The sequence below is a fragment of the Ligilactobacillus hayakitensis DSM 18933 = JCM 14209 genome, from assembly GCF_000615845.1.
In the GTDB taxonomy this organism is placed as follows: domain Bacteria; phylum Bacillota; class Bacilli; order Lactobacillales; family Lactobacillaceae; genus Ligilactobacillus; species Ligilactobacillus hayakitensis.
Map to the genome: position 1 here is coordinate 1 of NZ_BAML01000003.1, position 12,661 is coordinate 12,661.

Consider the following 12,661-nt stretch of genomic DNA (forward strand, 5'->3'; position numbering starts at 1 on the left):
AAAACATGAACCTTAAGGTTTTTATTATTTCATTTTTTTAAGATCCACCTTTTTATATCATTGTGACTTAATTATGTTCTAAGAACAACCTCACTATTTCATCACGCCGTTCTAAAAATTCTTTATTGTCACTAGTAGGATGAATTCTATTTGTTAACACAACCATTGCATTCCCGCAAAATCTATCAATCAATATAAAAGTTCCTGTAAAACCTGTGTGGTATATACAAAGATGTTTATTTTTAGAGGTTTTTAAGTCCCAACCTAAGCTTCTTTTAAGGTCTGCTTCTGGAGCGAAATCCTTATTCAAGGACTTTATTGTATTTTGCAAAATAACCTTTTCTTCGCTGATATTTCCTAACATCAATTCAGAAAATCGAACTAAATCGCCTAAATTCATAAACAAACCAGCTGAGCCGCAATGTTCTTTTAAAATTTGCGCTTTAGGATCGTGGACAATTCCTCGTAATGGCATCCCATCTTCTTGGAGCTCGGTCGGTACTGTTTCTTTAGGATTTGGAGAAAAAGTTGAATTTTTCAAACCTAAAGGATCTAACACTTCTTTTTTTATTACATTTTGAACAGAATCATTGTAAATACTTTCTATAATTTCTCCAAGAAAAATTAATCCTGTGTCTGTATATACTACTTTTTTTCCAAACCAGTCTTGCACTTTTAATTGATGAAGTTTTACCAATAATTCTCCCGCAGAAAGTTGATTTCGATTTTCTATGTACCCTGAAATTGCTGAAGTATGAGTTAATAAATGACGAATTGTCACCCGTTCATCCGAAAAATCTGGAATATATTTAGTTATCGCATCATCTAATGAGATTTTTTTCATTTGAATTAATTTTAGAATTATTGTTGTCGTCCCCACTACTTTCGTTAAAGATGCCATATCATACAACATTCCAGGAATTAATTTTTCTTTTGTTGGGTATAGCTGACTGTACCCAATAGTTTTTTCAGTAACCTTGCCATCTGTAATGATTGCATATGAAACTCCAGGAACAACACCATCCAAATATAATTGTTCAATCTTTTCCATAACTTCTTTAAACACTGTACTACCCCTTTTCTTCAATAATTATATTAAAAAAAGCGAGATTAGAATAGTTCTTCTCTCGCTTTTGTTCTATTAGACGTTAATAACCTTTTCTAAGAATGATTGTGTACGCTCATTTTGCGGGTTATCAAATATTTCTTTTGGAGACCCTTCTTCTAACACATGACCATCCGCCATGAAGACAACTCTATCTGCAACTTCTTTGGCAAATCCCATTTCATGAGTTACAACAACCATCGTCATTCCATCTTTAGCTAATTCTTTCATTACTTCCAAAACATCGCCCACCATTTCTGGATCCAAGGCTGATGTTGGTTCATCAAATAACATGATATCTGGCTTCATTGCCAAAGCACGAGCTATTGCAACGCGTTGCTTTTGTCCACCTGACAATGAATTAGGCATTGCATCAAATTTATCTGCCAAGCCAACCGTTTCTAGTAGATTTTCAGAAACATACTTAGCTTCATCTTTATCTAATTTACCTAGTTCAACTGGCGCTAACATAATATTTTCACCAACAGTTAAATTATTAAATAAATTAAAGTGTTGAAATACCATTCCGATATTTTCGCGGGCTTTGTCAATGTTAGTTCCCTTAGAACTAATATCTTGTCCATCAATTACGATTGAACCACTAGTTGGTTCTTCAAGTCGGTTAAGACATCTGAGAAGCGTACTCTTCCCAGATCCTGATGGCCCGATTAATACAACTACTTCATTATTTTTTACTTTAAAATCAATTCCTTTTAAAACATGATTTTCACCATAACTTTTTTGCAAGTTAGTTACATCTACTTTTAAATCACTCATTAGGCTTTAATCCTCCGTTCAATCCATTTTGATAGTAGAGTTAAAATTGTAATCAATGCTAAATAAATTACTGCAACAATAGCCCACATTCTGAATCCCTCTAAGTTTCTTGCAATAATTATCTTACCTGTTTGAGTAAGTTCCAATATACCTATTATAGATAGAATCGACGTATCTTTCAACGTAATAATAAATTGGTTAATAAATGATGGAATCATTATCTTCATTCCTTGTGGTAAAATGATTTTTATCATCGATTTACTAAATGGTAACCCTAAACTTCGTGCAGCTTCCATTTGCCCCTTATCAACCGCTTCGATTCCACCTTTAACAAAAGCAGCAATGTACGCCCCTTCATTTAGGGCTAAGGTAATTACTCCTGCAACAAACGCTGGGATTTTTGTCCCTGTTAAACTTGGAATCCCATTATAAATAAATAACGCTAAAACCAATAACGGTAATCCTCGGAAAACATAAATTACAAATACCGAGATTGCTTGTGAGATCTTATTAGGAATAACTCCCAATAAACCAATAACAATCCCAAATATCGTAGCAAAAATTATTGATACAACAGTAAGTTTTATTGTTTCAATAACCCCCGTTAAAATTGCTCCTTTATTTTCTTTAATAATCCCTAGAATCGTATGATTATTTTTTTGAGCTGCTAATTTTCGTGAAGTTGCCTTCGCACCGGTATACTTATCAATAATTTGTTGATATTTTCCATTAGCTTTTAATTTTGCTAAACCTTTATTAAATTTATGTAATAACTCTTGATTTTCACCTTTTTTAACCGCAAATCCGTAATTTGCATTATTGACAGGTTTGGTTACAACTTTAAGATCTAATCCAGTTTTTATACCATAATTCATTACTGCATCATCTTCAAAGCAAGCATCTGAATTGTGATTTTCAACATCATTATACATATTATCTGAATCATCAAAAGTTACAACTTTAAAACCATATTTATCTTTTATCGAATTTGCATAGTCAGCTCCAGAAGTTCCGGTTTTAACAGCAACCTTCTTTCCTCGTAAATCTTTCAAGCTGTCGATATTACTTTTTGGTGATACCGCCATTACAATCCCTGATGAATAATAAGGACTAGAAAAATCAAACTTTTGCTTTCTTTCATCAGTAATCGTCATTCCTGCAATCATCCCGTCAACTTGACCAGATGTTACTGATTGTAACGCTGCGTTGAAGCCGATTGGTTTGATATTAACCTTAAAACCTTCTTCTTTTGCAATTTCATTCATTAAGTCAATATCAATTCCTACATATTCATTTTTGTCATTTGCATATACAAATGGAGGAAATGTAACATCAGTTGCTATATTATATGTATCCTTAGCTAACACCTTTTGCGGTCGAGATATTAATAAAACACTCACCAAACTTGTTATGATAGTAATATACGCTATTATTTTTTTCATAATAATCTCCAATCTTTTTATCTTTAAACTAATTATATCATACTCTTGTGATAAAAGGTAACATAAATTTTAAAATTATTTTATTTTTATCAAAAATATTCCTTAATTTTATTGACATATTACCTAAACAATCACATAATATACTTGTTATTAATCTTGGGCATTCGCCAAATTGGTAAGGCAGTGGACTCTGAATCCATAATTTACAGGTTCGAACCCTGTATGCCCAATAATAAAAAAAACGATTTCTAAATCCAAAGTATAAAGGATTAGAAATCGTTTTTTTGTTAGTATTTGTTACATTTCATTTGGTGCTTTAACACCTAGTAATCTGAGTGATTCTTTCAATACAGTGGCAACACTCTTAACAAGTGCTAAACGTGCCATCTTTTCATCGTCTTCTTCTAAAATACGTGAATTTGCATAGTATTTATTAAATGCTTTTGCTAAATGAATTGAATACTTCGCAATAACTGATGGTTCATAATCTTCCACAGCCTTATTAACTGTATTTGGAAAATCTTCTAACAATCTCAATGTGGCCCAAGCATTTGTATCTGAAATTTCCATGTCATTACCAAAATTAGTAACGTTTGCTTTTCTAAGAATACTCATAGCACGTGCATGTGAATATTGTACATATGGTCCTGTTTCACCTTCAAAGCGAACAACTTCTTCTAAGTTAAAGTCAAAATTATTTACACGTTCATTCTTTAAATCGTGGAATACAACCGCACCTACACCTACTGCTTCAGCAACAGCTTTTTTATCTTGAAGATCTGGATTCTTTTCATTAATTTGTTGGTTAGCTAATTTAACAGCGTCATCTAAAACTTCTTCAAGTAAGATAACTCTACCAGAACGAGTTGATAACTTCTTACCACCTGAAGTAATTAAACCAAATGGAATGTGATGAATTTCGTCTGCCCAATCGTAACCCATTTCATTAAGAACTGCTTTCAATTGTTTAAAGTGGTTTGTTTGTTCCATCCCTACAACGTAAAGTGACTTAACAAAATCATATGTTCTGTAACGATAAAGTGCTGCAGCTAAATCACGAGTGATATATAATGTTGATCCATCAGATTTTCTAATTAATGCAGGATTTAAGTTGTATTTTTCTAAATCAACAATCTCTGCTCCTTGACTTTCTTTCAAAAGTCCTTTTTGTTCAAGGATCTCAGCAACTTCTTCCATTTTATCATTATAGAACGCTTCCCCATTATATGAATCAAATGAAATTCCTAAACGGTCATAAACTTCTGTGAACTTTTTAAGTGATTCTTCACGGAACCATTTCCATAATTCTAAGCTTTCTTCGTCTCCTTCTTCTAACTTTTTGAAGACTTCACGAGCTTGATCATCTAATTCTGGATGTTCAACATCTTCTTGGTGGAATTTAACATAGTATTTTAATAAGTTATTAATAGGATCCGCTTTAACTTCTTCTTCACTTCCCCATAATCTGTAAGCCACAATCAATTTACCAAATTGTGTTCCCCAGTCACCTAAGTGATTAATGCGAACGGGATTATAATTAGTTTTTTCTAAAAGTAATCCTAATGAATTTCCAATTACAGTAGAACGAAGATGCCCCATTGACATTGGTTTAGCGATATTTGGTGATGACATGTCAATTGGAACATTCCCATTATTACCTAAGTTTTGGTTACCGTAATTTGATCCATTAGCCAAAATAACTTCTAAAACTTCTTTACTAAACTTCTTTTTATCTAAAAAGAAGTTTACATATGGACCAACAGCTTCAATTTTTTCAAATCCATCTTTATTAATTTTTTCGACAATTTCTGCGGCAATTAATTGAGGTGCTTTTTTCAATGTTTTTGCCAAAATAAATGCAGGAAATGCGTAATCACCTAATTCTAATGTCTTAGGATTTTCGATCTTTTCTAAAATTTCATCCATTGATAATTGATTATCAACAGCAGCTTGAATTGCTTGCGCAACTTTTTCTTTATAATTCATTGCTTTTCCTCCTTAAAAAATAAAAAACGTCCCTTGCATAAATGCAAGAGACGAGTTCAAACCCGCGGTACCACTCTAATTGATTAAAAATCCGCTCATATATTTAATACAAATCTAAAAGGGCGATTCGTTTTGTTCCAATGCCTAGCTTCCACCCTCCTAGACTCGCTTAAATCTTTCCAAAACTACTAGTCTTTATCATCGATTTAACTTATTAAATTTGGTATTCACTTGTTTGAATTTACTTAAAGCGGGTGACGAGAATCGAACTCGCGACGTAAGCTTGGGAAGCTTAAGTTTTACCACTAAACTACACCCGCATAATCATAGTTTAGCATATATCAAATCAAATGTCACTACGCATTTAATTTCTTCATTTCAGATAAACGTACAACAGCTCTATTATGAAAGTCTGTTACTACCACGCTATCTTCACTGGCATGTTTTGTAATTGAAACCATGGCTGAGTTTTCATAAAGTTTTTCGATAACACCCTCAAAATCTTGAGTTAAAGATGCAAATTTCTTGCATTTAACGTTATCACCAATTTTAAATTCGTTTTCCATCTAAATACTCCTTTTGATAAGGTTACTGGAAAAATATAGCAAATTTCAATAAAAAAATCAAGATATTTACTTTGTCTTACCGTACCTATTTCTTATATAGTTGATAACAACCTTTGAAAATGATCGAACTGATGGAGTTAATAATTTCTTTTCATGTGTTACCAAACAAATTTGACGATGAAATTCTTGGTCAAATAAATATTGATTGACATTTCCCTTTAGTTTTTCTAAAGCTAATTTAGGTAAAATTCCATACCCTAACCCGCTTTCTACCATCGCAATAATCGAAGCATCGTCAATACTATAATGAATCGAATTCAAAGATACGTCGTACGTGTCTAATGCTTTTTTCGTATCACGATCATAATCAATTTGCTGTAATATAAAGTTTTTATCTTTTAAATCATTTTTTGTCATTTTAGAGCCTTCTTTTAACTCTACATCTTTGGGTGTAATACAATATATTTCATCCTCAAATAATTTTGTAACTTCAAATGTATCTGAAATTGGTAAAGCGCTAAAGCCAATATCAATATTTCCTAATTTTAATTGTTCAATCACAGCGTTAAAATTTCCTTGCCAAACAGTTACTTCTATATTAGGATATTTTTCTTTAAATTGATTAATAATATCTGGTAACCAATTAATACATACACTACTAAAGGCTCCTATTCTAACTCGACCCGTATTCACACCATTTATCAAGGATGCTTCTTCTTTTAAGTTTAATTCGGCATTTAAGATTTCTTGTACCAAAGGTAAGATTCTTTTTCCATTCGTAGTTAATTGGACCCCGCTTCGATTTCTAATGAACAACGAAAACCCTAATTCTTTTTCAAAATTATTAATTGAATGGCTAACTGCTGATGGTGTAACTTTAAGTTCCTTAGCTGCTTCTAGAAATGTTTTTTTCTGAGCAACAGTACTAAAAACTTCATAACTAAAATTTGACATGTTTCCCTCCATTATCCACCTTAAACCTTACAATTACTATATCTTATTTGGGACAATGATTTCAAATTCTTTATGATATAATGATATACATAAAATATTTTAGGAGGAACGATATGACTTTTGATATACTTTCATCAGCTTGGAATGTAATTGTTATTATCAATACAATTGCAGCATTAATAACTGTATTTCGCGAAAAAAGAGATATTGCCGCAACTTGGGCTTGGTTATTAGTTCTAGTTGCGTTACCAGTAATCGGATTTATCATTTATCTTTTTGCTGGTAAAAAACTTTCTCATGAAAAAATTTTTTCTATGCAAACAGAACAAAAAAAGATGCTTCGTCAAATGTCGCATCACCAAATTAATGAGTGGAAAAAACATAAACTCATCCCTCTGACCCAATCAAGTCAATCAATCCGCGAATTAATTCATTTTTTCCTCAAACAAGAACAAGCTTTCTTAAGTAAAAATAACGAAATTCAACTTTTTACTGATGGAAAAGATAAATTTAATCAATTAATTAACGATATCAATCATGCTAAAAAGTACATTCACATCGAATACTATTCATTTTACTCAGACGAATTGGGGGATCGTCTTTTATCTGCACTTGAAGATGCTGCAAAACGCGGTGTGGAAGTTAAAGTTTTATACGATATGTTTGGATCGCATGGAACAACGTATCGATATTTTAAAAATTTAGAAAAACTTGGCGGTCTTGCTCAGGCATTCTTTTCATCGAAAAAAGCCATTGTAACAACCCCTCGTTTAAATTACCATCTCCACCGAAAAATTGTCGTAATTGATGGATTAATCGGATATATTGGTGGTTTTAATGTTGGCGATCAATATCTTGGAAAATCGCAAAAATTTGGTTATTGGAGAGATACTCATCTTCGTATTAAAGGCTTTGCGGTTATAGAGCTCTTAAATAGATTTATTATGGACTGGAATGTAACCTGTCACAAAACAAAAAAAGAGCGCATCACTACATTTAGTCATTACCTTCCTTCCGAAGAAAATATCTCTGTAAACGGCTCTACAAATATTCAAATTGTTTCTTCCGGTCCAGACAATGAGCGGCAATCAATTAAACGTGGATATCAACATATGATTACAAATGCAGATAATTACATTTATATCCAAACACCCTATTTAGTCCCAGATGATTCAATCTTAGAATCATTGATAATCTCTGCTAAATCAGGCGTAGATGTTCGCATCATGATTCCTAGCATGCCCGATCATCCATTCATCTACCGCGCAACAGAATATTATGCAAAATATCTTGTTGAAAATGGTATTAGAATTTTCCGTTATGATCATGGCTTCTTACATGCTAAAACCATTGTTGCAGACGATCATATCACTTCAATTGGTTCGGCTAACATGGACTTTAGAAGTTTTCGCTTGAATTTTGAAGCCAATGCTTTTTGCTATGATAGTGATTTATCAGTAACAATGAAAAATATTTTCATTGGCGATCAAGCACATTGCAAAGAATTAACGCCGGAATATTTTGATAATCAATCTAAATGGAAAAAATTTAAACAATATTTTTCACGTCTTCTTTCTCCAACATTATAAAAAGCTCAGAAGCACTATCAAAATAGTGTTTCTGAGCTTTTTTAATTATGCTTGCTTGATTAAATTTTCAAACAGTATATTAGCATATTTACTACTATTAAATATCTTTTCTGGATGCCATTGAACCGCAATCAACTTAGGATATTTTTCACTTACTAATGCTTCGACAATTCCATCTTCACTAGTTGCTGCAACAGTCAATCCTTCACCAACTTTTTTGACTGCTTGATGGTGTAAAGAATTTACTCTAACCTTTTTTTGAGGGATAAGCTTATATAATTCAGTCTTATCATTTATACTAACATGATGAGAAAAATCTGAAATATTATTTGGAGCCATATGTTTTATTAACTTATCTCCTAAATTAGCATACGATAAATCTTGATATAAAGTACCATTAAAATAAGTATTAACAATTTGAAGTCCACGGCAGATTGCCAATACAGGCTTATCTTGGCGCAAAGCTTCTTCTAACAATGTGTAATCAAATAAGTCGCGTTCATAATATGTTGAACCAATTTTAGCTAATGGTTCTTCGTTGTAATTAGCTGGATCTACATCGTCTCCTCCACTAAGTACAATTGCATCAACTGCAGCAACTTGTGCCTTAGCAATTTCTAAATCCTTTGTTACAGGAATAATAAATGGAATCCCCCCATTTACTTCTACACCTTTAACATAATCTTCATTCACATATGAACGTGGATATCCGGGAAATGGGTCGTTGCCTTTATCAAAACGAACGCCACCTGAAATTCCGATTATTGGTTTTCTTTTCATATTCATATCATTTCTCCTTTTAAATAAGAGGTTGTATTTATTACAACCTCTTAATAACATTTTAAAATTTTATTTATTTATTTCATCATCCGTCTTTAAAACTGCCATGAATGCATCTTGTGGAACATCAACAGTTCCGACTGCTTTCATACGTTTCTTACCACGTTTTTGTTTATCAAGTAACTTAGCACGTCTATCAGGATCACCTGTATGAATACGTGCAGTAACATCTTTACGATAAGCTTTAATATTAGTTCTTGCAATAATTTTTGCACCAATTGCTGCTTGAATAGGAATTTCAAAGTTTTGGCGAGGAATAATTGTTTTTAATTTATCTACAATAACTCGACCGCGTTCTTGGGCAAATTGGCGATGAGAAATAAAGCTTAATGCATCCACTTTATCACCATTCAACAAAATATCAATCTTAACTAAATCACTCGCTCTTGAACCATCAAGTTCATAATCTAATGAGGCATATCCACGCGTACTTGATTTTAATTTATCAAAGAAATCAAAAATAATTTCTGATAATGGCATTTCATAAATCACATTCACACGATAATCATCAAGATAATCCATCGTGACAAACGTTCCACGTTTTCGTTGACATAATTCCATAACAGCCCCAACATATTCGTTAGGAACCATTACCTCTGTTTTCACATAGGGCTCGTTGATTTGCTTAATCAAAGTTGATTCTGGCATTTCAGATGGATTAGACACATTTACATGCGTACCATCAGTTAATTCAACATCATATGTAACCGATGGAGCAGTTGTAATTAGGTCCATATTAAATTCACGTTCAAGACGTTCTTGCACAACATCCATATGAAGTAATCCAAGGAAGCCACAACGAAAACCAAATCCCAACGCTTGTGAAGTTTCTGGTTCGAACTCTAAAGCAGCATCGTTTAATTGAAGTTTTTCTAATGCTTCACGTAAATCATTATATTTTGCGTTGTCCGTTGGATATAGCCCAGAATAAACCATCGGATGCATTTCACGATAACCATCTAGTGGCTTTTCCGTTGGATTGTCAGCAAAGGTTACAGTATCCCCCACACGAGTATCCTGAATATCTTTAATACTTGCTGTTAGATATCCAACATCCCCGGCCATTAAATAATCTCGTTTTAAAGGTTTAGGTGAGTTAACCCCAACTTCTACAACTTCATAAGTCGTATTACTGTTCATTAACAAAATTTTATCGCCAGGTTTGACAGTTCCTTCAACAACTCGAATACTTAAAACAACCCCACGATAATCATCATATACAGAATCAAAAATTAAAGCTTTTAATGGAGCTTCAAGATCGCCAGTTGGTGCAGGTACATTTTGAACAATTTGTTCAAGCATTTCTTCAATTCCAACACCCTTTTTAGCACTAGCTAAAACAGCATCTGAAGCATCTAACCCAATAACATCTTCAATTTCTTGGCGAACTCTTTCTGGATCTGCAGATGGTAAGTCAATTTTATTAATGACAGGGACAATTTCCAAGTCATCATCTAATGCTAAGTACACATTAGCTAAAGTTTGAGCTTCAATTCCTTGGGCAGCATCGACTACTAATACCGCACCTTCACAAGCAGCGAGTGAACGTGATACTTCATATGAAAAATCGACGTGCCCTGGGGTATCAATAAGGTGGAAAATATAAGTTTCTCCATCTTTGGCATGATAGTGTAATTCGACCGCATTCAATTTAATCGTAATTCCTCGTTCACGTTCTAATTCCATTGAATCAAGTAATTGATCTTGCATTTCACGCTTAGAAACGGTATCTGTCATTTCTAAAATACGATCTGCCAAAGTGGACTTCCCATGGTCAATATGCGCAACGATTGAAAAATTACGTATATGTTTTTGGCGATCTTTCATCTGTTCCAAATCCATATTTATTATTCCTACTTTCTTTACTAGTTTCTTAATATCAATTATACCGATAATATGGAATTTGAGCAATTGCTTATACTTAATAAAATAAAAAGCACAGTATCCCCACACCATGCTTTAAATACTTCTTTTTTCCTCAAAGTAAAAATATAACTAATAATTTTAAAAAAATTAATATTTCTTTAAACAAATTTAATATATCATAACATTTAATGTTTATCTAGTCTATTTTTGGCAAAAAAAGAGCTAGGACCATAAAATCCTAACTCTTTTCTAACATTTAGAAATGCTTTTTCATACGATCAAAGAATGAATTATCACTTTCTGAATTTTCACTCATTACTTCAGCATATTTCTTAAGCGCTTCTTTTTGCTTCTTATTCAACTTTTTAGGTGTAACAATATTTACGGTTACTAATTCGTCACCATTCCCATTTGATCTGAGGCGAGGAGCTCCTTTTCCTTTTAATCTAAAGCGAGTCCCTGTTTGCGTTCCTGCAGGAATGTTTAACTTAACCTTTCCATGGACAGTATCAACATCAACTTCATCCCCTAAAGCAGCTTGGACAAAATTGATTGGTAATTTCAAGAAGATGTCTGCTCCGTCACGGGTATATTTATCACTTGGGGCAACGTTAAAGTATATATATAAATCTCCATAAGGCCCGCCGTTTTCTCCGGCTTCTCCTTGTCCATTTAAACGCATTTGATTACCATCTTCTACACCTGCAGGTACAGTAACTTCAATAGCATGTTGTTCATTTACATGTCCAGATCCATGACAAACTTGACATTTTTCTTTAATTTCTTTACCAGTTCCATGACAAACATCACATTCTTGTTGGCTCATCATTCTTCCAAGTGGTGTTTGTCGTTGAACTTGAACAAATCCTCTACCGCCACATTTTGAACAAGTTACTGGAGAAGTTCCTTCCTTGGCACCAGAACCTGAACATGTTTTACAATTTTCTTCACGGGTATATTTGATTTCTGATTTTTTCCCAAAAATTGCTTCTTCAAAAGTCAAATTCATTTCATACTGTAAGTCACGACCTTGACGTGGGCCATTAGGATTACGAGTTTGTCCCCCACCAAAGAATGATGAGAAGATATCTTCAAAGCCACCACCGCCAAAGTTAAATCCGTCAAAACCTTGACCGCCGCCAAAACCACCTTGATTGCCAGTGGTTCCAAATTGATCATATTGAGCTTTCTTTTGCGGATCACTTAAAATTTCAAATGCTTCATTGACTTCTTTGTATTTTTTATCTGCCCCAGCTTCTTTATTTAAATCAGGGTGATATTTTTTAGCTAGCTTTCTATATGCTCTTTTTATCTCTTGTTCAGACGCATCTTTGGACACACCTAAAACGTCATATGGATTCATAGTTATTCTCCTTTATATAATTATTTCTAATCATATATAGATAAAGCCACGTGTATTTACACATGGCCTTAATCTAAATTACAAATTATTTTTCAGGATCTACTTCCTTGAAGTCACCATCAACAGTATTGTCATCTGATGAATTTGCATTAGTATCTTGAGCGCCGCCTGCA

10 protein-coding genes and 2 tRNA genes are annotated in these 12,661 nt (G+C 33.1%); 2 read left to right on the top strand and 10 right to left on the bottom strand.

The window, feature by feature from the left end; translation table 11 throughout:
- Positions 1 to 67: 67 nt before the first annotated feature.
- From JCM14209_RS01100 to JCM14209_RS01110, 3 genes are all read right to left on the bottom strand, one after another.
- Positions 68 to 1,066: a serine hydrolase domain-containing protein gene (locus JCM14209_RS01100; RefSeq protein ID WP_025021803.1), complete on the bottom strand. Its 999-nt coding sequence runs from the start codon at positions 1,064 to 1,066 to the stop codon at positions 68 to 70.
- 75 nt (positions 1,067 to 1,141) lie between these two features.
- Complete coding sequence (locus JCM14209_RS01105; protein WP_025021804.1) at positions 1,142 to 1,882, bottom strand: amino acid ABC transporter ATP-binding protein; 741 nt, start codon at positions 1,880 to 1,882, stop codon at positions 1,142 to 1,144.
- Entirely contained in the window at positions 1,882 to 3,324 is a 1,443-nt protein-coding gene (locus JCM14209_RS01110; protein ID WP_025021805.1) for an amino acid ABC transporter substrate-binding protein/permease, read from the bottom strand. Before JCM14209_RS01110 ends, JCM14209_RS01105 begins: the two co-directional genes overlap by 1 nt.
- A gap of 157 nt (positions 3,325 to 3,481) precedes the next feature.
- Between JCM14209_RS01110 and JCM14209_RS01115 the strand changes: the two genes are divergently transcribed.
- A tRNA-Gln gene (locus tag JCM14209_RS01115) sits at positions 3,482 to 3,554 on the top strand.
- Positions 3,555 to 3,621: 67 nt separating this feature from the next.
- Here JCM14209_RS01115 and argS read toward each other — a convergent pair.
- The 4 genes from argS to JCM14209_RS01135 all read right to left on the bottom strand — a co-directional run bounded on the left by argS (position 3,622) and on the right by JCM14209_RS01135 (position 6,830).
- On the bottom strand, positions 3,622 to 5,310 hold the full coding sequence (gene argS, locus JCM14209_RS01120; protein WP_025021806.1) for an arginine--tRNA ligase: 1,689 nt from the start codon (positions 5,308 to 5,310) through the stop codon (positions 3,622 to 3,624).
- A gap of 249 nt (positions 5,311 to 5,559) precedes the next feature.
- Positions 5,560 to 5,630: transfer RNA gene (locus JCM14209_RS01125), tRNA-Gly, on the bottom strand.
- 36 nt (positions 5,631 to 5,666) lie between these two features.
- Entirely contained in the window at positions 5,667 to 5,876 is a 210-nt protein-coding gene (locus JCM14209_RS01130) for a hypothetical protein (RefSeq protein ID WP_025021807.1), read from the bottom strand.
- A 66-nt stretch (positions 5,877 to 5,942) separates the two neighbouring features.
- Entirely contained in the window at positions 5,943 to 6,830 is an 888-nt protein-coding gene (locus JCM14209_RS01135; RefSeq protein WP_025021808.1) for a LysR family transcriptional regulator, read from the bottom strand.
- Between the two features lie 113 nt (positions 6,831 to 6,943).
- Here JCM14209_RS01135 and cls point away from each other — a divergent pair, with 113 nt between their 5' ends.
- Positions 6,944 to 8,419: a cardiolipin synthase gene (cls, locus tag JCM14209_RS01140; protein ID WP_025021809.1), complete on the top strand. Its 1,476-nt coding sequence runs from the start codon at positions 6,944 to 6,946 to the stop codon at positions 8,417 to 8,419.
- A gap of 45 nt (positions 8,420 to 8,464) precedes the next feature.
- On the opposite strand, the gene JCM14209_RS01145 is transcribed toward cls, so the two are convergent.
- The 3 genes from JCM14209_RS01145 to dnaJ all read right to left on the bottom strand — a co-directional run bounded on the left by JCM14209_RS01145 (position 8,465) and on the right by dnaJ (position 12,488).
- On the bottom strand, positions 8,465 to 9,205 hold the full coding sequence (locus JCM14209_RS01145; RefSeq protein ID WP_035519715.1) for a gamma-glutamyl-gamma-aminobutyrate hydrolase family protein: 741 nt from the start codon (positions 9,203 to 9,205) through the stop codon (positions 8,465 to 8,467).
- 63 nt (positions 9,206 to 9,268) lie between these two features.
- The gene (gene lepA / locus JCM14209_RS01150; RefSeq protein ID WP_025021811.1) at positions 9,269 to 11,101 is read right to left on the bottom strand and encodes a translation elongation factor 4; all 1,833 of its coding nucleotides are present in this window, start codon (positions 11,099 to 11,101) and stop codon (positions 9,269 to 9,271) included.
- Positions 11,102 to 11,381: 280 nt separating this feature from the next.
- Positions 11,382 to 12,488, bottom strand: coding sequence for a molecular chaperone DnaJ (gene dnaJ / locus JCM14209_RS01155; protein WP_025021812.1), 1,107 nt, complete (start codon positions 12,486 to 12,488; stop codon positions 11,382 to 11,384).
- Positions 12,489 to 12,661 lie beyond the last annotated feature (173 nt).